A 20570-nucleotide genomic window follows, 5' to 3' on the forward strand; every position below is an offset into this window, starting at 1 on the left:
ATCAGACTCCGCCGACGATTATAAATTCCATCGCGCCGCGACGGCATCGGGACAACACGAATGGGGCGCCACATCGGGCCGCCGCCGCCCGGTTCTCACCGTTTTCGTCCGCGCCATGAAAAACGCCGCGGCAAACCGCGGCGTTTCGTCATGCGCAGCAGCGGGTCCGCATCATTGTCCTTCGCCGAATTTATCGGCGATCAGCTTGAGCAGCGCGCTCATGGCCTCGGCCTCGTCCGGCCCCTCGGTCTCGATCAGGACCGTGCTGCCGATGCCCGCCGCCAGCATCATCACGCCCATGATGCTCTTGGCGTTGATCCGCCGGCCGTTGCGGCTCATCCAGATTTCCGACTGAAAACTCCCCGCCAGTTGGGTCAGCTTGGCCGACGCGCGCGCGTGCAGGCCGAGTTTGTTCACGATAGTCGTCTCTTGTTGCAGCATAAGGTTGAGGGCAAGAATAAAGGGCGGGAATCGGGAAATCGGGAGGAAAAATCGGCGAAGGCGGGGACGCTAGACACCGGCCCGTTTGAGCTGTCCGGCGGCGGTCACGACCGGCTGCGCGGGCAGGCATCCGCAGTCGGCCGGCAGCGGCGTCGTCGGCCCGATCGTATGAATGCCCTTGGTCGCGCCGGCCAGGGCCTTCTCGACCAGCGTGTCGAGCGGCGCGGCACGGTAGCAGACGGCACGCACGAGCATCGGCAGGTTGACGCCGGCCAGCACGCGCACCTGAGGCTGCGTCGCCAGTCGCACGGCGATGTTCGAGGGCGTCGCGCCGAACAGGTCGGTCAGCACGAGCGCGCCGTTGTCCTCGCGCAGGCGCTCGATTTCCGCATTGGCCTGCGCGACGACGCGCACGGGGTCGCTGTCGGGCAGGACGTCCAGCGCGCCGATGCGCGCCGGCAATCCGCCGTAAATGTGGGCGACGCACTCGCGAAGCGAGGAGGCCAGCGGCGCGTGCGCGATGATCAGAATCCCAGCCATATCAGTCATGCTGCAAAAAACGGCTCTGAACGCGGCCCCGCCCGATCCGCGGGAAAATCCGCCCGAACTGTCTGCCCCGCGGCCAGCCGCCAGCCATCGGGGTCAGAGCACGTACTGCGGCGGTCGAGGTACGCGCAAGGTACGCGTTGTCGCGCCAAACCCGCCGCATTGTAGCAGGGTCCATTTTCGCCCCGGCCGCGCAATCCTGCCTGGCCGGCATCCGCACATTGTGCGCGCCATGCGAACCGCTTCAGCCCGCCGCGCGCTCCAGCGCGTCGACGAACATCGCGGCCACGTCGAAACCGGTCTGCTCCATGATCTCGCGAAAGCAGGTCGGGCTCGTCACGTTCACTTCGGTCAGCCAGTCGCCGATCGCGTCGAGCCCCACGAGCAGCAGGCCGCGCGCCGCCAGCACCGGGCCGAGCGTTTCCGCGATCTCGCGGTCGCGCGCGGTGAGCGGCTGCGCCCGGCCGAGGCCGCCCGCCGCCAGGTTGCCGCGCACCTCGTTGCCCTGCGGAATGCGCGCGAGCGCATACGGCACGGGCACGCCGCCGATCAGCAGAATGCGCTTGTCGCCGTCCTTGATCTGCGGGATGAACTTCTGCGCCATCACGCTGCGCGCGCCGTCGTGGCTCAGCATCTCGACGATCGAGCCGAGGTTCATCCCGTCGGCCTTCACGCGGAACACGCCCATGCCGCCCATCCCGTCGAGCGGCTTGAGGATCACGTCGCCGTGCTCGGCGTGGAACGCGCGCAGCCGCGCAGCGTCGCGCGTCACGAGCGTCGGCGTGACGAACTGCGCGAACTCGCCGATCGCGAGCTTTTCCGAATGGTCGCGAATCGACTGGGGACGGTTGAAGATTCTCGCGCCGGCGCGCTCGGCGATTTCGAGCAGCCACGTGGACGTCACGTACTCCATGTCGAACGGCGGGTCCTTGCGCATCAGCACCGCGTCGAAGCTCGCGAGCGCGCGGGCGACGACCGGCTGCGCCTCGAACCAGCGCTCGCGATGCAGGTCCGCCGTGTCGCCGACGACCCGGAACGGCCGCACGTCGGCCTCCACCGCGCCGCCGCTCCAGGCGAGGTGCTGCGGCTCGCACGCGTACAGCGTATGCCCGCGGCGCGCCGCCTCGGCGATCATCGCGTAGGTCGAGTCCTTGTAGATGCGAAACCGTTCGAGCGGATCGGCGATAAAGAGTATGTCCATAAAATCCCTGAGCATCGTGGGCCCATGCCGCCGACCCGTGCTACGAAATGGCTGCCAAACGATCGCGAACCGGCCGCGAAAAAGAAAGAAAGGGGCGCGCCGACGGTCGCCCCGAGGCGGCCCTTATGGTACAGCACGGCAGAACGCCGTTACGGCGGCCCGGCGCGCCACCCGCGGGCAGCGCGTTTAAACCTGGATCGCCTCGGGATCGGTCTTCTCGAGCTCCACCGACGCGGCGATCAGACCGAGCCGGGCGACCACGCCGTACAGATAGAAGCGGTTGGGCGGCGCCGCGCCCGGCTTCGCGTGCGTGTCGGGCAGCGCCGTGTGCTCGAAGCCCAGCGGCACGAAGTGCATGCCCGGTGCGTTCAGGTTCTGGTCGCGCTCGCGGCCGCCGTGCGCACGGTAGAACCCGCCCACCACGTAGCGGTCGATCATGTAGACGACGGGCTCGGCCACCTCGTCGCCGATCCGCTCGAACGTATAGACGCCCTCCTGCACGATCACGTCGTGCACCTCGAGGCCGTCCTTGGCCGCCGCCATCTTCGCGCGCTCGCGCCTCGTGAGCGAGGCGACCTCGGCGGCGTCGTGCACCGTCATCACGCCCCGCCCGTTCGTGCCCGCGTCCGACTTGATGACGACATAGGGCCGCTCGGTGACGCCGTACTCGCGGTACTTCCTCGCGATCTTCTTGAGCACGGCGTCGATCGCCTCGGCCAGGGCTTCCTCGCCGGTGCGCTGCTCGAAGTCGACGTTCTCGACGTGCGCGAAATACGGGTTGATCATCCACGGATCGATGCCGACCATCTTCGCGAACTTCTTCGCGACGTCGTCGTAGCACGAGAAGTGCGTCGACTTGCGGCGCACGGCCCAGCCCGCGTGCAGCGGCGGCAGCAGATATTGCTCGTGCAGGTTTTCGAGCACCGGCGGAATGCCGCCCGAGAGATCGTTGTTCAGCAGGATCGAGCACGGATCGAAATTCTTCAGGCCGACCCGCCGCGCCGAGCGTTCGAGCGGCTCGAGCACGAGCTTCTGGCCGTCCGAGAGCGAGATCGTGACCGGCCCCGCGATGCTCTCATCGAGCGTGCCGAAGCGCACGTTCAGACCGGCCTGGCGCATGATCGTCGCGAGCCGCGCGACGTTTTCGAGGTAGAAGGCGTTGCGCGTGTGCTGCTCGGGAATCACGAGCAGATTCTTGGCGTCGGGGCAGATCTTCTCGATGGCGGCCATCGCCGCCTGCACGGCGAGCGGCAGCACCTCCTGCGGCAGGCAGTTGAATGCGCCGGGGAAGAGATTGGTGTCGACCGGCGCGAGCTTGAAACCGGCATTGCGCAGATCCACCGAGCAGTAGAACGGCGGCGTGTGCTCCTGCCATTCGAGGCGGAACCACCGTTCGATGGCCGGCGTGGCGTCGAGGATGCGCTCCTCGAGTTCGAGCAGCGGGCCGTTCAACGCCGTAACGAGGTGCGGGACCATGGGGTACTCACGGACTGAGCCGACAAAAACGGCGATTGTAGGGAATGACGCGTCGCATGTGGGGGCGCGCCCGCCATAAAACAAGCCGGTCATACCCCTATACAGCACAGGGCTTTCCGGCGCTCACGGCTCGCGCGCCGGAAATCCGCCCATCCGCAACACCGGCCGATGCGTATGCACGCTTGCTGCGCATCCATTCTGGCTCACGCCGCCCCCTGCGCGCAACGAGGCCATACACACGCCGCACACGCCCGGCCCGGCGCCCCGGCACCGGCCGGGGCCCGCCCCCGGGCCAGCGAGCCGCGTGCCCGAGCGAAACCGACAGCAAGGAAATCGACCGGAGGCAACCCGATCCGGGACACCCAAAAGAAAAAAGCCCGCCTGGGAAGGCGGGCTCAAGTCGCTGCGCTACTACTGCGTTGCTACCCCATACTACGACTACGCTGCTGCTCCGACGCGGAAGAACCGCTCATGCTCATTCGACGTGCTCGCCGTGGAGAATGATGTCGAGCCCTTCGCGCTCCTCGTCTTCCTTCACGCGCAGGCCCATCACCATGTCGATGATCTTCAGCAGGATGAAGCTGACCACGCCGCTGTAGACCAGCGTCGTCAGCACGCCCTTGGCCTGCAGGATCACGCTGCCGTCCGAGCCGCCGATGTCCTTGACCGCGAACACGCCGGTCAGCAGCGCGCCGACGATACCGCCGATGCAGTGCACGCCGAACGCGTCGAGCGAATCGTCATAGCCGAGCTTGCCCTTGAGCCAGGTCGACGCCCAGTAGCAGATCACGCCTGCGGCGATGCCGATCACGATCGCGCCCGCCACGCCGACGAAGCCCGATGCCGGCGTGATGGCCACGAGACCCGCGACCGCGCCCGAGGCGATGCCGAGCACCGACGGCTTGCCCTTGGTCGCCCACTCCGCGAACATCCAGGCGAGCGCGGCGATGGCGGTCGCCACCTGCGTCGTCAGCATCGCGAAGCCGGCACGGCCGTCCGCCGCCACCGCCGAACCCGCGTTGAAACCGAACCAGCCCACCCACAGCATCGCGGCGCCGATCAGCGTCAGCACCAGGTTGTGCGGCGCCATCGCTTCGCGGCCGTAGCCGACGCGCTTGCCCAGCACGAGACAGCAGACGAGGCCCGCGATACCGGCGTTGATGTGCACCACGGTGCCGCCCGCGAAGTCGAGGATGCCCGCGCTCGCCAGCCAGCCCGTCGGTTCCCAGACCATGTGCGCGATCGGCGAGTAGACGATGAGCGACCACAGGCCCATGAACACGAGCATCGCCGAGAACTTCATCCGGTCCGCAAACGCGCCGGTGATGAGCGCCGGCGTGATGATCGCGAACGTCATCTGGTAGACGAAGTAGACCGTCTCCGGAATCGTCGGCGCGAGGTGGCTCACTGTCAGCGTGGTCGCCTTGTCGCCCTTGATGTAGTTCATGCCCTCGAGGAACACGCGCGAGAAGCCGCCGATGAACCAGTTGCCCGGCGTGAACGCGAGGCTGTAGCCGACCACGGTCCAGATCACCGTCACGAGGCAGGTGATCGCGAAGCTCTGCATGAGCGTCGCGAGCACGTTCTTCTTGCGCACCATGCCGCCGTAGAAGAGCGCGAGGCCCGGAATCGTCATGAACAGCACGAGCGCGGTGGAGGTCAGCATCCACGCGGTGTCGCCGGAGTTGATCTTCGACGAATCGACCGAGAACGGCGCGGTCGGCGCCGCAGGCGCGGCCGCCGCTGCGGCGGAGGCGTCGGCCGCGGCCGATGCGGCCGCCGACGACGAGTCGGCCGCCGGCGCGGAAGCGATCGCGGCCGGCGCGGAGGACGTGGCCGCCGCGGCCGACGCATCCGCGCCCGGTGCGGACGCCGCCGCCGGCGCGGACGCGTCGTCGGCGAGCGCAGCCCCGACGCCGCCTGCCAGCAACGAGCCGGCCATGAACAATGACATCAGCAATTTACGCATCTTTATATCCTCTTCTCGTCCTCGGTATGTCTGGTCTCTGTCTGCTTGATTACAGCGCGTCGGCACCCGTCTCGCCGGTGCGAATCCGGATGACCTGCTCGATCGGCGTGACGAAGATCTTGCCGTCGCCGATCTTGCCCGTGCGGGCGGCCCGCTCGATGGCCTCGATCGCCTGATCGACGATGTCGTCCGAGACCGCGGCCTCGATCTTCACCTTCGGCAGGAAATCGACCACATATTCGGCGCCGCGATAGAGCTCGGTATGGCCCTTCTGGCGACCGAAGCCCTTCACTTCCGTCACCGTGATCCCCGAGACGCCGATGGCCGATAATGCTTCGCGCGCCTCATCGAGCTTGAACGGCTTGATGATTGCGGTAATCAGTTTCATGTAGTCCTCGCTGTGGTTGCATGACCGTTTTGCGTAGCCCCTGCCTGAAGCCGCCACTGGGCGTCGGCGGGTCTTCCGCCTCGACCGCGCCGATGCACCGCAGGCAAACCGCCGAACGGTGCGCGGGGCAGTAGTAGCAACTCGCGTGCCAAATCCGCACGACCGTTTTCCGCCTGCGCCCGGCGCCGGCCGACAGCCGATCCGGCCGCCTGGCCCCTGGCCGGACAGCCAGCGCGGCGTGCTTCCCGTAGCGCGTTGTAAGGATCGTTGCTAGAGTGTCCGAAGGCTTTTCGCCATCGGACGTACACTGGCGCCGCCGCGAGCACGCACCAGATTCGAGCGCCGGCAACACAATCGTCATGAAACCGCACCACGATCGCTCATCGGCTGGTGCATGAGGCTATCGCAATCGAATACGCACATTTTTTGTGCGCGAGGGAGAACTCCATGAAGCAACCCAACGACGTTTTCAACGACCTTCAGGCGCGCGTCAGCGAACTCCTGAAGAATTCGCCCGCCCGCGACGTCGAGCGCAACGTGCGCGCCCTGCTCTCGCAAGGCTTCTCCAGGCTCGAACTCGTGACCCGCGAGGAATTCGACGCGCAAACCCAGGTGCTGTTGCGCACGCGCACGCGCCTCGAGGAACTCGAGCGGCGCGTGGCCGAACTCGAGCAGAAGCTGCCGGTCACCCAGCCGTCCTGATTCACCGGGGCCGGGGGCCCATCCCTCCCAACGGTCCCCGCACGCACGCCACGCGTGCCCACGGCTGGCGAGCCGCAACGTCCCCGGCGGTCCCCGGTAGCCTTAAAAAAACCCGGGCCGCCCCTCTTCCGGAGAACCCCATGTCGCTTGCCGTGGTGCGCAGCCGCGCGCCGGCTGCCGGCCGCGCGCCGGAAGTCACGGTCGAGGTCCACCTCGCCAACGGACTCCCCTCTTTCATGATCGTCGGCCTGCCCGACCTCGAAGTGCGCGAAAGCCGCGAACGCGTGCGCGCGGCGCTGCAGAACTGCGGTTTCGACTTCCCGGTAAGACGCATTACCGTCAACCTCGCGCCCGCCGATCTGCCCAAGGAGTCGGGCCGTTTCGACCTGCCGATCGCGCTCGGCATCCTCGCCGCCAGCGGCCAGATTCCGGCGGCCGCGCTCGCGCACCGCGAATTCGCGGGCGAGCTTTCGCTGAGCGGCGCGGTCCGCCCCATGCGCGGCGCATTCGCCATGGCATGCGGCACGGCCCGCAGCCGGGCCGAGGCCCATCCCCGCGACAGCGACGACGGTATGCCGGACGACGATGCCCCGACCGGCCTGCCGCAGCTCTATCTGCCCGCCGAGAACGCCGCCGAGGCCGCGCTCGTGCCCGGCGTCGACGTGTTCGGCGCAACCGATCTGCCCTCGCTCTGCGCGCACCTGGCCGGCGTCCCCGAAGCCCGGCTCCGGCCGGTGAAAATGCCCGACCCCGATCCCGACGAAACCGCCGGCGCGCGGCCCGACATGGCGGACGTGATCGGTCAGCCTGGCGCCCGGCGGGCGCTCGAAGTGTCGGCGGCCGGCAACCACCACCTGTTGATGGTCGGCCCGCCCGGGGCGGGCAAGTCGATGTTGGCCGCTCGCCTGCCGGGCCTGCTGCCGCCGATGACGAACGCCGAGGCGCTGAGTTCGGCCGCGCTGCTGTCGGCCAGCGCCGTGGGTTTCACGCCCCGGCAATGGCGGCGGCGGCCGTTTCGCGCGCCGCACCACACGTCGAGCGCGGCGGCGCTGATCGGCGGCCGCAATCCCCCGCAGCCCGGCGAAATCACGCTGGCCCACCTCGGCGTGCTGTTCCTCGACGAGTTGCCGGAGTTCGACCGACACGTTCTCGAAACGCTGCGCGAACCGCTCGAAACCGGCGCCATCACGATCTCGCGCGCCGCCTGGCAGATCGACTTCCCCGCCGCCTGTCAGCTCGTCGCCGCCATGAATCCGTGCCCCTGCGGCTGGCGCGGCGACCCCGGCGGGCGCTGCCGCTGCTCGCCCGAAGCCGCCGCGCGTTATCTGCGCAAGCTTTCCGGCCCGCTTCTCGACCGCATCGACATCCAGATCGAAATCCCGGCCCTCTCGCCGGCCGAGCTTGCCGCCCGCGCCGGCGCCCCCGGCGAATCCAGCGCTATCGTCGCCAGGCGCGTACGTGCGGCCCGGGCACGCCAGATCGAGCGCCAAGGCAAGACCAACCGGGAACTGACCGGCCGCGAGGTCGACGAAGTCTGCCGTCCCGACGCCGCGGGCGAAGCGCTGCTGCGCGAGGCCGGCGAGCGCTTCGGCTGGTCGGCGCGCGCCTATTATCGGGTGCTCAAGGTCGCGCGCTCGATCGCGGACCTGGCCGGCGACGCGATGCCGGATGCAAGTCAAATCGCCGAAGCCGTGCAGTACCGGCGCGCGCTTCCGGGGGCGTAAAACTGGGCTGAAACGGGACGCGGTCGCAACAACCGTGCCGCCGCGCCTCCTGGCCGCACGTATGCGCACTAAAAAAATCAAAGTCAAGACTTGACTTATACACACGAACGGACTTCGCCCCGTTTTTCGTCCGTTTACCGACACAGCGCGAAGGCATCGCCGCAAGCCATTGATTCAATTGAATTTTAAAAACTGCCGAGATCGCGTGCAAACTAACCGGCGGCCCGCAGGACGGGCTTTTGCCGGGCGCGGAGGCCGGTTTTCAACAAAGTTTTCCACAGCCGCTGTGGGTAACACGAAAACCTCCATGAAATCGGGGCATTAGCACGACAAGCCAGGAAGGCGCTTTCACTTCCTGGCGCGGTACACGGGCTCGTGAAAACGCTTCCCGGCCGCACGCTGCCGGCCGCCAGATTCCCGACTACAATGGAGCGCCTCCCGTTTCCGTCCCTCCGCGTGCCCGAGATTCGCCCATGAGCCCGACGCCTTCCCCTTCCGCGCCCGTCAGGCAGCGCGCGGGCCTTGCGCGCTATGCCGCGCTTGCCGTGGTCGTCGGCGCCATCGCGATCGCCGGCTACTTCGCGTTCAACAGCCGGCAACACGTTCCCAACGCGACGTTCACGCTGCTGTCCGGCCAGAAAATTTCCACGAACGACCTGAAGGGCAAGGTCTATCTCGTCAATTTCTGGGCGACCGACTGCTCGACCTGCATTCAGGAAATGCCGCAGATGGTTCAGACCTATGACAGGTTCAAGGGGCAGGGGCTCGAGTTCGTCGCCGTGGCGATGAAATACGACGCGCCGACGTACGTGACGAACTATGCGCAGACGCGCCGGTTGCCGTTCAGGATCGCGATGGACGACGGCTCGGCCGCGCGGGAATTCGGCAACGTGCAGCTCACGCCGACCACCTTCGTCGTCGGCCGCGACGGCAGGATTCTGAAGCGTTACGTCGGCGAGCCGCAGTTCGCGGAGCTCGACCAGTTGCTGGAAAAGGCGCTCGGCACCTGAGGCCCTGCGCGCGGCCGGCTCCGCAGTCGACTTGTCAGGAAGCCGACCGACCGATCCCGACGATCCCGCTCATGCCCGCCCCTTCCAGGGCGCCAGCCGGCGCTCCAGCCAGCGCATGCCGAGATCGAAGAGCCAGGCGATCAGGCCGATCAGCACGATGCCCATGACGACGACGTCGGTGCGCAAGAAGTTGGAAGCGTTCAGCACCATCTGCCCGAGGCCCGCTGTCGCGGCCACCATCTCGGCGGCGACGAGCGTCGTCCAGCCGAAACCGATGGCGATGCGCAGGCCAGTGAGAATCTCGGGCAGGGCGGCGGGCAGCACGACGAAGCGCACGATCTGCCAGAACCCGCCGCCGAGCGAGGCGGCCGCGCGAATCTGCTCGACCGTCGCGCTGCGCGTGCCGGCGCGCGCGGCCATGGCGATCGGCGCGAAGCACGCCAGATAGATCACGACGATCTTGGCCGTCTCGCCGATGCCGAACCAGATCACCACGAGCGGCAGATACGCAAGCGGCGGCAGCGGCCGGTAGAACTCCAGCGGCGGGTCGAGCAGCCCGCGCACGATGCGGCTCACGCCCATCAGGATGCCGACGGGAACGGCCGTCGCCGTCGCCAGCGCGAATGCCCCGAACACGCGCAGGGCGCTCCAGCCCAGATGCTCGGACAGCGGCAGACCGCCCGCGATGTGACCGTGCCACGCGTCGACGAACGCCTGCCAGACGGCCTCAGGCGTCGGCAGGAAAAGCGGCGGCAGCCAGTGCAGATGCGTCGCCAGCCACCAGAGCAGCGCGAGCCCGACCACGGACGCGCAACTGAGCGCGGCGGTCGGCCCTTCGCCGGGCATTTGCCAGACCCGGGAGCGGCTCGGCGCCGGGGCCGCTCCCGAGGCGCGCCCGGCTTCTTCGGCCCGGGACAACGATTCGTGCGGCGCGTTCATGGCGCCCCTCCGGACACCGCCGCCTCGCGCTCGCGCCCGTGCAGCACCCGGATCAGGCGCTCGCGCCACTCGATGAATGCCGGCGACGACTTCACCGCCCGCGCGTCGCGCGTCTCGAGATAGCGGCGCGCGAACGGCAGCGGATAGCTCTCCTCGATCCGACCGGGCCCCGGCGTCATCACGACGAGGCGCGTCGCGAGAAAAAGCGCCTCTTCGACGCTGTGCGTGATGAAGAACACGGTCTTGCGCGTGCGCCCCCAGACGTCGAGCACGAGCTCCTGCACCGATTCGCGCGTCATCGCGTCGAGCGCGCCCATGGGTTCGTCCATCAGCAGCATCCGCGGATCGCTCGCGAGCGCGCGCGCGATCCCCACGCGCTGCTGCATGCCGCCCGAAAGCGCGTAGACGCGTGCGCGCGCATGCGCCTCGAGCCCGACGAGCGCGAGCATCTCGCGCGCGACGCGTTCGCGCTGCGGCTTCGGCACGCCCTGAAACCGCAGGCCGAGCGCGACATTGTCGAGCACGTCGAGCCACGGCATCAGGGCGTGCTGCTGGAACACGACGCCGCGATCCGCGCCGGGCCCCGTCACCGGCAGGCCGTCGACGCGCACCTCGCCCCGGGCCGGCTGGATGAAGCCCGCGATGCAGTTGAGCAGGGTCGTCTTGCCGCATCCGGAGGCGCCGAGCGCGACGACGAACTCGCCGCTCTCGACGCTCAGGTCAACGTCGGCGAGCGCGACGGTCGGCGGGCGACCGCGCGTGCCGTCGTAGACGACACTGAGGTCGCGGATTTCAAGCGTGCTCATGCGCGATCTGCTTCCACGGCTGCCTCTCTCCCCTGCCCGCTGCGTCCTTCCCCGTCCTCAGTGCGAGGCGATGGCCGCGCGCACGAACTGCGGGTCCACGCCGACCGAGTAGTCGGGCAGCACGTTCTGGATCGTACCCTGGCTCTTCAGGAACGCCGCGGTCGCCGCGAGCGAGCGCGCCGCGCCGGACTGGGCGCCGCCGCCGAGCCAGGTGCTCGACGCCTGCTGGGCCAGCGTCGGGAACGAGTAGAGCGCGAGGCTCGCCGGCACGTCCTGCGGATTCGCGCCCGACTCCTGCGCGACCCCCGCGACCTGCGGCGAACCGACCGTCCACTGGGCGCGGTGCGCGCTGTAGTCCGCATCGGCCGCCGCCAGCACCTTCACGAAGCGCGTGACGAAGTCCGCATTGTCCTTCGCAAAGCGCCGGTCGACCACGAAGCCGTCGAACGTCGCCTTGCCCGTCTCGCGCGCCACCTGGCCGGACGTGATCAGCACCTTGCCGTTCTTCTTCACCTGGGCGAGCACCGGGTTCCAGACGTAGGTGGCGTCGATGTCGCCGCGCGTCCAGGCCGCCGCGATCTCGGCCGGGCTCAGGTTGACGATCTTCACGTCGGCGGGATTCACGCCGGCGTACTGCAGCGCGACGAGCGTGTGGAAATGCGAGGTCGAGACGAACGGCACGCCGAGCGTCTTGCCCTTCAGGCCGGCGAGGCTCGTCACGCCCGAGCCGTCGCGCGCGACGAGCGCCTCGGCGTCGTTGATGTTGTCGAGAATCCAGAACAGCGAGATGTCGAGGCCCTGCGAAAGGCCCGCCGCGACCGGGCTGGAGCCGGCCTCGCCGAGCTGCACCGAGCCCGACGCGAGCGCGCGGATCACGTCGGCGCCGCTCCCCAGCTTGCGATAGGTGATCTTGTAGCCGGTTTCCTTTTCGACCTCGCCCGTCGCCTGCGCGTAGCGCCACGGCACCACCATGTCCTGATAGGCGATCACGACCTCGTGCGGATCGGCGGCGTAGGCCGCGCGCAGGCCCAGCGTGGACGTCAGCGCGGCGCACAGGGCGAATGCCGCTGCGAAGAAGCGCGGCCGGCGTGGCGAGAAACGGATAGCGCGTGTCATCTGCGAAGCTCCGGTAAAGAATTGTTATGAAAGGAAGCAGGCTCAGACTATAGGGAGTCTCGCGAACGCCGGTTCTAATTTATCCGCAATAGCTAATGACGCCGCCGCCTGGCGATCGCGCGGCGCCAGACGCCCCGCCCGCGCGTAGCCGGGATCGGCTCATGTCGCGCCGTCCGCATGCAAAAAAGCCCGCATCGCGCGGGCTTTCGGTCGGTTCGCAACGCCGGGTAAAGACGCGGGACTTCAGATCGTGGCCCCGTTCTGGTTGTTGCCGTTGCCGTTCAGGTAGTTGACGGCGTTGTTGGCATCGTTGTAGTAATTGTTGCCCTTGCCCAGCATGTTGGCGCCGCTCAGGATCGGATCGAGCGCGCTGCCGGCGCTCGCGGCCGCATCCGCGCCTTCGGCCGCGGCCGCGCCCACTTCGAGTTCCGGCGCGGCTTCGGGCGCCAGCACCATCGCGGCATCCATGGCCGCGCCGCCGAGCGCCTGGCCGAACTGCGAGAACGCGCCCTTGATGTTGCCGTGCACGAGATCGTCCACGCCCGTGGCCGTATCCGTAACGGGCGCCACGACCTTCTGCATGATGTCGCCGACGCCGTTTTCGAACTTGCTGAAGTCCTTCGCGCCTCGCGACGAGCCCTGATACAGCGTGTCGGCCCCGAACGTCTGCGTGAACGCCTGGTTTTCCTGCGAATTCACCTTGCCCTTGCCGTAGTTGCCGACCTGGCTGCCGAGCATCTGGGCGTCCTGGTCGGTGAAGGTGTCGGGCACCTCGCCGCTCTGCTCTTCCTGCTTCAGCTCGATCATGTCGTTGACCATGCCGTTGCCGTTGCCCTTCTTCGCGTCCTGCTCGAATTGCTGGGCCAGTTCCGGATCGGCGTCTTCCATGTCCTGCATGGCCTGCTGCGTGCCCTGCTGCACCGCCGGCTGCGCCGCCTGGAGGATGGTTTCAGGCTTCGAGCTGGAGGTCTTGCTCTGAACGCCCTTGACGATGGCACCGATAGGCGTGAAGGATTCGAGCGCCTTGACAATGTCGTGGGCGGCGCGCGTCTGGCCGCCCTTGATGTAGCTGCCGCCGAGCGCCTGCTCCGCATCTTTCCTCACGGTGCCGTTGATCTTGCCGCCGCCGTTGTTGTTGGCGAGGCTCTGGGCACCCGAAACCTCGTCGATACACTGCTGCTTGGTGATGTCGCCTTCCTTGTAGGCCTGCAGTTCGTCCTGGACGAGCCCGTTGCCGTTGCCGTCCTGGCCGTCCTTCTCCGTCTGCGCGAACAGCGTGGGATCTTTCTCCTCCGTCTGCGACATCGCATCCTGGAGCTGGGTGTTGGTGTTGTCTACGCTGCTGCTGCCCGACGAGCTGCCGCTGCTGCTCGCCGACGATGCGGTACCCGTCGTCGGCGCGCTGGCCGTTGCCGCCGGCGTGCCGGTGGCCGTCGCCGGCGTGCTGCCCGTCGTCGGCAAGGTAGCCGTCATATTGACGGGCGACTGGACGCCGCCCTCCGTGGGCGAAAGCTGTAGCGGCGACGCCGAGGACAGGCCCGAGCCGCTGGAGAGCGACGGCGCGTTGCCCGAGCCGTTCTGGGCCAGCATGGCCAACAGCTCGTTCAATACCTGCTGGATGGTGGACTGAATCGTGTCCTCCGTCGAATCGTCGGACGAGGTCGGATCCTGCACCCCCCCTGTCGACAGACCGCCAGAAAAATCCACCGGGCCGAGACCCATGAGGTTTCCGTTGTTCAAGCTATCGATAGCGACTGACATGGCACTCCCCTGAGCAAATAAGTGCGAAGCGTCGGACAGGACACTTCAGGCAATTTGACAAGAGCCAGTCTAGGCCGCCCCGGGCTCGCCCCACTCGCCCGATGCGAATAGATGCGCCGAAATGCGAATGCAGCATCCTGGCTGCCGCTCCGGCAGGCGGGCAGGCAGGTAAACGACCGTACCGGATCAGTTTTCCGAGGCCACGTGCCCCTGTTGCGCGCGTCCGCCGCGCGCGCGACCGCCGGCGACGGACGCGCCCGGCGCCCGCCGGTAGAAGCGCAGAAACTCGTCGGCCGGCAGCGCCCTCGAATACAGCCATCCCTGCGCGAACTCGACGCCGCGCGCCGCGAGATAATCGGCCTGCTCCTGCGTCTCGACGCCCTCGGCGACGAGGGTGAGCCCGAGGCTCTGGGCCATGTCGATGATGTGGCCGATGATGGGGCTCGACACCGCGTCCTTGCCGATCGAGCCGACGAAGGACTTGTCGATCTTGAGCACGTCGACGGGCAGCCCGTGGAGATACTGCAGGCTCGAATATCCCGTGCCGAAATCGTCGATGGCCGTCGTGTGGCCCATCTCGCGCGCCCGCGAAAGCGTCGCACAGGCGGCGCCGAGGTCCACGAATTCGCGCTCGGTCGCCTCGAGCCAGATCTGGCGGGCACTCACGCCGTTCTCGCCGAGCCGCTTCGAGAGCACGGGCAGCACGCGGGCGGTCCGGATATCCTCGGCGCAAAGATTGATCGCGACGTGCAGCGCGCTATCCGCCGCCAGCGCCGCCTTCATCTCGCGCACGACGGTTTCGATCACCTGGTCGGTAATCGGCACGATCAGCCCGCTTTCCTCGGCGAGCGGAATGAAGCGGTCGGGCCGTACCATCGACCCGTCGGCGCGGCGCCACCGCACCAGCGCCTCGGCGCCCGAGCAGCGGCCGGTGTCCAGATCGACGATCGGCTGGTAGTGGACGACGAACTCCTTGCGTTTGACGGCGGTCCGCAGTTCGGCGAGCAGCGACGTGCTCTTCAGGAACAGACGGACCGTCAGCACGAAAACGACGAGCCCGACGAACGCCCCGACGGCGAGCAGCCACCGCCAGGCGTCGCGCAGGTACGGGAGCATGCCCGGCTTGCGCTCGAGCGCGACGGCAATCCAGTTTCCCTGGCGAACGACGGCGCCCAGATACCGGCCGCGACCGGGAGTGCGCCCGCCCGCCAGAATGCGCGGGACGACCTCGCGACCGGGCGTCGCCGACTCGGCGACGATGGTGCCGTCGGACGCCGCGAGCGCGAGATGGACGCGATCGTCGACGGCCAGGTCGACGAACCGGCCGGCGCTGATCAGCGCGTTATAAGGGCCGTAGCGCAGCGCCATCACCGGATCGCCGCCGGTGACGAGCGGCGTCGTGCTCATCGTCACCTCGAAGCCGTCCGGGGTCGTGAAGTCGCCCTTGCCTTGCGAGATCGGAACGTCCACCTGCCCCCACGACGTGCATTTCAGCACCCGGTTTTCGGCATAGCCGAACTGGTCCACCGAATGGGTGTTCATGACCAGTTGCTGCATGACGTGGATATTAGCGGGCGAGCAGGGCGGGACCGAAAGTGCCGAAAGCGCCTTCAGCGCGCGCTTGGCCTCGGTGACGGAGAGGTCGGTACGGTCGACGATGCGTTGGGCGACCGATTGCAACTGCGTCTGCTCGGCCTGCAACGAGATGTTCCACGACAGCCAGGCCGTCAGCAGCATGGCCGAGACCGCGCCGGCGAGCGCCGCCGCGAACCCTGGCAGAATGACCCTGGAGCGTGCCATGCCATCCCTCTGTCGTGATTCCGCCGGCAGCCGGCGGCCCGGCATCACCCATCACGTCCGCCGACGTGCCCGAAGCTTACAGTTTGCCATAAACGGGTGTGGGCGGAATCGAACCCGGCCGGCGGCTTCGGCACCTTACGCATGCTCCGCTCCGTGCGGGGCCGCCGCCGGCCTTCGGGCTGCGAAAAAAGGGCCGGCCGCCTGTCGCGACCGGCCCGTGGTCCTCAACCCGTACTTAACGCGTAACCTGGCCCGTCTCGGCGCCCGGTCGGGGCGCGATCAGTCCGACATCGCGTCGGGGCCCTTCACGGCACACTGGGCCGTCACCTGCTCCCCGTCGCCGAAGGTGAAGGTCAACGGCACCGTCGTGCCGATCTGGAGCGGCTGCTTCGGCTGTTCGAGCATGACGTGATAGCCGCCCGGCGCGAAGGCGAGCGTTCCGTTCGCCGGCACGGTCGCCTTCTTGACCATCGCCATCGTGGATGTGCTGCCCTTGGCCCGGGTCTCGTGAAGCATCGCCATGCCGAACGCATCGGTCTTGATGCCGGTCAGGTCGATAGGGTCGTCGCTCATGTTCATCACGCTGAAGTAGCCGCCCGACGGCAGATTGCCGGGCAGCGTGCGAATCCAGCAGTTCGAGACCATGAGGACGTTCGGGGGAGCCGCCAGCGCGGGCACGGCACCGCCGCACAGCACGGCGAACAAGACCGTTTTCATCGAAGCTTTCATGTTTTCTCCAGTCACCAGAAACCAGGATCGACGGGCCGCCGACGGACCATCGCACACCGAGCGGAAAATCGCGTGGCGCGCGGCGGGACGGGGCCGGAAGTCGTTCGAACGGGAACACGCGGCCGTGCGAGAGACCGCGCGAATACGATCGGAAGATCAGAAGTAGGACGGGGGAGCCCGCTGACGCCCCGACGGGAAAGCGCGGGGCGGAATGAAGCGGGCGAAAGGCACCGGCCCGGCCGCCTTCGTCACCCGATTGCCGGGCGCGGGCAACGCCGGCGGCAGCGTCGGCATGGCAGCGTGACTTGCGAGGAGATCGCAGTAGCCGCAGGCCGCGAACGGATCGCCGTGCGTCGGCGCGCGTCCGCCATCGGCCGACTGCACGGCGCCGCCGCACAGCGGCGCGTCGAACGCATCGTCGCGACGCGCCGCAGCCTGGCTCGCGAGCGGCGCAAGCATGACGAGCCCCATGGCGACGAGGCCAAGCCATGCGGTCAGACGGTTGCGGGCGCGAAGAGACATGGTATCGGCGCAGGAACTCTGCCGAAGAATCCGCCGGGAATCACGGCTGCCTGCGGCTGGCCTGCATGTCCGCGCCCAGACACCCGCAGCCGGAGCGCCGGCTTATCGCCCGATGTCGACCACGCCGGCGTCGTGCGCCTGCTGGTCGGCGTGATAGCTCGAACGCACCATGGCGCCGACGGCCGCATGCGTGAAGCCCATCTTGTACGCCTCTTCCTCGTACATCCGGAAGGTGTCCGGGTGGACGTAGGCGCGCACCGGCAGATGGTGCTCGGACGGCTGCAGATACTGGCCGATCGTCAGCATGTCGACGTCGTGGGCGCGCAAATCGCGCATCACCTGGAGAATTTCCTCTTCGGTCTCGCCGAGGCCGACCATCAGCCCCGACTTCGTCGCGACGTCCGGATGCAGGGCCTTGAAGTCCTTGAGCAGCTTGAGCGAATGCGCGTAGTCCGAGCCGGGACGCGCTTCCTTGTACAGGCGCGGCACCGTTTCGAGGTTGTGGTTCATCACGTCGGGCGGCGCGGCGTTCAGGATGCCGATCGCGCGGTCGAGGCGGCCGCGGAAATCCGGCGTGAGGATTTCGATGCGCGTTTGCGGCGACTGTTCGCGCACCTCGCGGATGCATTCGACGAAGTGCCCGGCGCCGCCGTCGCGCAGATCGTCGCGGTCGACGCTCGTGATCACCACGTACTTGAGCTTGAGCGCCGCGATCGTGCGCGCGAGGTTCGCCGGCTCGTCGGGGTCGAGCGGGTCGGGACGGCCGTGGCCGACGTCGCAGAACGGGCAGCGGCGCGTGCACTTGTCGCCCATGATCATGAACGTCGCGGTGCCCTTACCGAAGCACTCGCCGATGTTCGGGCAGCTTGCTTCCTCGCACACCGTGTGCAGATTGTGCTCGCGCAGGATCTGCTTGATTTCGTAGAAGCGCGAACTGCCCGTGGCCGCTTTCACGCGGATCCACTCGGGCTTCTTCAGCTTTTCGATCGGAACGATCTTGATCGGGATGCGCGCCGTCTTGGCCTGCGCCTTCTGTTTGGCCGTGGCGTCGTACGGCGCGGCGTCGTCGGTCGTGCCAGCGAGATTCGCGGTTGCGTCAGTCATTCTTCGGTCCAGTCAGGCGGCGGCTGCGCCGCTCTGCGGTTGAGTCTGCGTTACGGCGGCCGCCCGGACGGCGTCGAAATGCGCATCGAGGTGGCGACCGAGGCGGTCGGCAAGCGTGGCGGCCACGTCCCGCCACGGCACGGCGACGCCGAGCGTCGCCATGTCGACCGTTTCGAGCCCCGCGTAGCCGCACGGGTTGATCGCGAGAAACGGGTCCAGGTCCATCGCCACGTTCAGGCTCACGCCGTGGTAGCTGCAGCCGTTGCGGATCTTCAGGCCGAGCGCCGCGATCTTCGCGCCGGCGTGCGCGCCGGACCCGGGTCCGGTGCCGGGCGCCACGTAGATGCCGGGAGCGCCCGCCTTGCGTTCACCGGCGAGATTATACGCCGCGAGCGTTTCGATCACGGCCTGCTCGATCAGCGTGACGAGCTCGCGCACCATGAGCCGGCGGCGGCGCAGGTCGAGCAGCAGATAGGCGACCACCTGGCCGGGCCCGTGATAGGTGATCTGCCCCCCGCGGTCGATCTGCACGAGCGGGATGCCGCTGTCGGCGACGAGCAGGTGCTCGGGCTTGCCGGCCTGGCCGAGCGTGAAGACGGGCGGATGCTCGACGAGCCAGATTTCGTCGTCCGTTTCGGCCGTGCGCGCCGCCGTGAACGCGCGCATCGCGTCGAAGCTGACGTCGTAGGGCTCGAGGCCGCGCCAGCGCAGCGCGAGCGGAAGCGAGGCGGGCGCGTTGTCCGCCGGCGCCGGATCGGGCGCGGCGGGCGGGGAAGAAACCGAGATGACCGGGGTGGCGCACATGATGGGGAGAAGTTTACCGAAATCGGCCCGGCGCCGCCGGCCGCGCAGACCGCTGACCGTCCCGCCCCGACTTCAGACGCTGCACCAGCCCTCGCCGACCGGCAGCCCGAGACGCCCCGCCAGCCGGACAAGCGCGTCGAGCGCGCGCCGGCCCGCGCGCGTCAGCGGGATGCGAAACACCACGCGCGCCGCGCGCCCGTCCTCCGCGCCGACCCACAGCCGCTCGCCCCGACGCAGGCGCAGCGCGTGGCCCGGCATGAGCCAGTAATCGGCCGTGTCGCCGCTGCGCGTCAGCCACACGGTGCCGTGCTCGACGACGAGCCGCGTGCTGCTCGCCACCCGCACGGAAACCGTCTCGCCCGCGTCGATCGCGAACGTCACATCTGAGGAAATTTCTTGCATGAGGAGCTCCGTCCGGGCTGTTCCACTGGCTACAATCGTAGACAGCACAAGGGATCGGGCCAAACGATCAATTTTCACCCTTATGTGAGAAAAATTACGATGGACCTGCGCCTGTTACCGCCGTTGAACGCGCTTAGGGCATTCGAGGCGGCCGCCCGCCACGAGAGCTTTTCGCGCGCCGCGGACGAGCTGTTCGTCACGCACGGCGCGGTCAGCCACCAGATTCGCGCGCTCGAGTCCGAGCTCGGCGTCGCGCTGTTCGCCCGCGACGGCAAACGCGTGCGGCTTACCGGCACGGGCCGGCGCTACGCCGGCGAGGTGCGCGAGGCGCTCGAAGCGCTCGCCCGGGCCACGCGCGGCGTCCGCGGCGGCGAGCGCGAACGGCGGCTCGTGGTGTCGATGCTCTCGTCGTTCGCCGCGCGCTGGGTGACGCCGCGCATCGGCCGCTTCATCGAGGCGCATCCGCAATGGAATCTCGAGCTGCAATCGACCAACGATCTCGTCGACTTCGCGCGCGACGACGTCGACGTGGCCATCCGGTTCGGCTATGGCCGCTATCCGGGCCTGCACGCGGAACTGCTGCTCGACGAAATCTTCTTTCCGGCCTGCTCGCCGCAGTTCAACGGCGGCAGGCTGCCGGCCGAGCCCGCGGCGCTGACGCAAGCCGCGCTGCTGCGCTCCGAAGACGAGCTCTGGCAGCCGTGGTTCGACGCGGCCGGCCTGCCGGGCCAGCCCGAGCCGCGGCACGGCGTGCTCTATCACGACTCGTCGAACCTGCTGCAGGCCGCCATCGCCGGACAGGGCATCGCGCTCGTGCGGCGCTCGCTGGCGATGCCCGAGATCACGGCCGGCCGGCTGGTCAGGCTCTTCGACATCGACGGCCCGAGCCCGTACCGCTACTACTTCATCTGCCCGCCGCAACTGCTGCAGACCGAGCGCGTGCAGGCTTTCCGCCGCTGGGTATTCGACGAGGTGGCGCGCTTCCGGCGGCTTTACGAGGAAGCCTGCGAGACGGACCCGCCGGCAGCGGCAACGCGGCACGCCGCGGACGATGCCGGCACGTAAGCCGCGAGCGAAAGCAAGGCGAAAAAAACGGGCCGCGAATGCGGCCCGTCACGTCGTCACCACTG

General features: G+C 68.1%; 21 protein-coding genes. 5 read left to right on the forward strand and 16 right to left on the reverse strand.

Annotated elements, in window-relative coordinates:
• Positions 1-171: 171 nt before the first annotated feature.
• The 6 genes from CY652_RS06490 to CY652_RS06515 all read right to left on the reverse strand — a co-directional run bounded on the left by CY652_RS06490 (position 172) and on the right by CY652_RS06515 (position 6021).
• Positions 172-441, reverse strand: a complete 270-nt coding sequence (locus CY652_RS06490; RefSeq protein ID WP_102129873.1) for an HPr family phosphocarrier protein — start codon at positions 439-441, stop codon at positions 172-174.
• Between the two features lie 69 nt (positions 442-510).
• Positions 511-981, reverse strand: a complete 471-nt coding sequence (locus CY652_RS06495) for a PTS sugar transporter subunit IIA (RefSeq protein WP_102129874.1) — start codon at positions 979-981, stop codon at positions 511-513.
• A gap of 250 nt (positions 982-1231) precedes the next feature.
• On the reverse strand, positions 1232-2188 hold the full coding sequence (gene gshB / locus CY652_RS06500; protein WP_102129875.1) for a glutathione synthase: 957 nt from the start codon (positions 2186-2188) through the stop codon (positions 1232-1234).
• A 186-nt stretch (positions 2189-2374) separates the two neighbouring features.
• Positions 2375-3664, reverse strand: a complete 1290-nt coding sequence (gshA, locus tag CY652_RS06505) for a glutamate--cysteine ligase (protein ID WP_102129876.1) — start codon at positions 3662-3664, stop codon at positions 2375-2377.
• Between the two features lie 475 nt (positions 3665-4139).
• A complete protein-coding gene (locus CY652_RS06510; protein ID WP_102129877.1) occupies positions 4140-5633 on the reverse strand; it encodes an ammonium transporter in 1494 nt (497 codons plus the stop codon).
• A gap of 49 nt (positions 5634-5682) precedes the next feature.
• A complete protein-coding gene (locus CY652_RS06515; protein WP_020566534.1) occupies positions 5683-6021 on the reverse strand; it encodes a P-II family nitrogen regulator in 339 nt (112 codons plus the stop codon).
• 447 nt (positions 6022-6468) lie between these two features.
• Here CY652_RS06515 and CY652_RS06520 point away from each other — a divergent pair, with 447 nt between their 5' ends.
• The 3 genes from CY652_RS06520 to CY652_RS06530 all read left to right on the forward strand — a co-directional run bounded on the left by CY652_RS06520 (position 6469) and on the right by CY652_RS06530 (position 9457).
• Complete coding sequence (locus tag CY652_RS06520; RefSeq protein WP_102129878.1) at positions 6469-6723, forward strand: accessory factor UbiK family protein; 255 nt, start codon at positions 6469-6471, stop codon at positions 6721-6723.
• Between the two features lie 140 nt (positions 6724-6863).
• Positions 6864-8447, forward strand: a complete 1584-nt coding sequence (locus CY652_RS06525) for a YifB family Mg chelatase-like AAA ATPase (RefSeq protein WP_102129879.1) — start codon at positions 6864-6866, stop codon at positions 8445-8447.
• Positions 8448-8920: 473 nt separating this feature from the next.
• Positions 8921-9457: a TlpA family protein disulfide reductase gene (locus CY652_RS06530; protein WP_102129880.1), complete on the forward strand. Its 537-nt coding sequence runs from the start codon at positions 8921-8923 to the stop codon at positions 9455-9457.
• 69 nt (positions 9458-9526) lie between these two features.
• Here CY652_RS06530 and CY652_RS06535 read toward each other — a convergent pair whose 3' ends face one another.
• The 4 genes from CY652_RS06535 to CY652_RS06550 all read right to left on the reverse strand — a co-directional run bounded on the left by CY652_RS06535 (position 9527) and on the right by CY652_RS06550 (position 13623).
• Positions 9527-10396 carry an ABC transporter permease subunit gene (locus CY652_RS06535; RefSeq protein WP_102129881.1) on the reverse strand — a complete coding sequence of 290 codons (870 nt, stop codon included), beginning with the start codon at positions 10394-10396 and terminating at the stop codon, positions 9527-9529.
• Entirely contained in the window at positions 10393-11202 is an 810-nt protein-coding gene (locus CY652_RS06540; RefSeq protein WP_102129882.1) for a taurine ABC transporter ATP-binding protein, read from the reverse strand. The genes CY652_RS06535 and CY652_RS06540 overlap by 4 nt, the downstream gene beginning before the upstream one ends.
• A gap of 57 nt (positions 11203-11259) precedes the next feature.
• A complete protein-coding gene (gene tauA / locus CY652_RS06545) occupies positions 11260-12318 on the reverse strand; it encodes a taurine ABC transporter substrate-binding protein (RefSeq protein ID WP_102129883.1) in 1059 nt (352 codons plus the stop codon).
• 243 nt (positions 12319-12561) lie between these two features.
• The gene (locus tag CY652_RS06550) at positions 12562-13623 is read right to left on the reverse strand and encodes a hypothetical protein (protein WP_102129884.1); all 1062 of its coding nucleotides are present in this window, start codon (positions 13621-13623) and stop codon (positions 12562-12564) included.
• Positions 13624-13639: 16 nt separating this feature from the next.
• Between CY652_RS06550 and CY652_RS06555 the strand changes: the two genes are divergently transcribed.
• Entirely contained in the window at positions 13640-13948 is a 309-nt protein-coding gene (locus tag CY652_RS06555) for a hypothetical protein (protein WP_146010031.1), read from the forward strand.
• Positions 13949-14265: 317 nt separating this feature from the next.
• On the opposite strand, the gene CY652_RS06560 is transcribed toward CY652_RS06555, so the two are convergent.
• The 6 genes from CY652_RS06560 to CY652_RS06585 form a co-directional block, all read right to left on the reverse strand.
• Entirely contained in the window at positions 14266-15879 is a 1614-nt protein-coding gene (locus CY652_RS06560; protein ID WP_180970430.1) for an EAL domain-containing protein, read from the reverse strand.
• A 279-nt stretch (positions 15880-16158) separates the two neighbouring features.
• The gene (locus CY652_RS06565) at positions 16159-16608 is read right to left on the reverse strand and encodes a copper chaperone PCu(A)C (protein ID WP_102129887.1); all 450 of its coding nucleotides are present in this window, start codon (positions 16606-16608) and stop codon (positions 16159-16161) included.
• Positions 16609-16764: 156 nt separating this feature from the next.
• Positions 16765-17130 carry a DUF2946 domain-containing protein gene (locus CY652_RS06570; RefSeq protein ID WP_102129888.1) on the reverse strand — a complete coding sequence of 122 codons (366 nt, stop codon included), beginning with the start codon at positions 17128-17130 and terminating at the stop codon, positions 16765-16767.
• 102 nt (positions 17131-17232) lie between these two features.
• Positions 17233-18234: a lipoyl synthase gene (gene lipA, locus CY652_RS06575; protein ID WP_102129889.1), complete on the reverse strand. Its 1002-nt coding sequence runs from the start codon at positions 18232-18234 to the stop codon at positions 17233-17235.
• Positions 18235-18246: 12 nt separating this feature from the next.
• Entirely contained in the window at positions 18247-19038 is a 792-nt protein-coding gene (lipB, locus tag CY652_RS06580; protein WP_102129890.1) for a lipoyl(octanoyl) transferase LipB, read from the reverse strand.
• A gap of 72 nt (positions 19039-19110) precedes the next feature.
• On the reverse strand, positions 19111-19440 hold the full coding sequence (locus CY652_RS06585; protein WP_102129891.1) for a DUF2917 domain-containing protein: 330 nt from the start codon (positions 19438-19440) through the stop codon (positions 19111-19113).
• A 99-nt stretch (positions 19441-19539) separates the two neighbouring features.
• Here CY652_RS06585 and CY652_RS06590 point away from each other — a divergent pair, with 99 nt between their 5' ends.
• On the forward strand, positions 19540-20505 hold the full coding sequence (locus tag CY652_RS06590; RefSeq protein ID WP_102129892.1) for a transcriptional regulator GcvA: 966 nt from the start codon (positions 19540-19542) through the stop codon (positions 20503-20505).
• The last annotated feature ends 65 nt before the right edge of the window (positions 20506-20570 follow it).

The organism is Burkholderia sp. WAC0059, assembly GCF_002870125.1.
Lineage (GTDB): Bacteria > Pseudomonadota > Gammaproteobacteria > Burkholderiales > Burkholderiaceae > Paraburkholderia.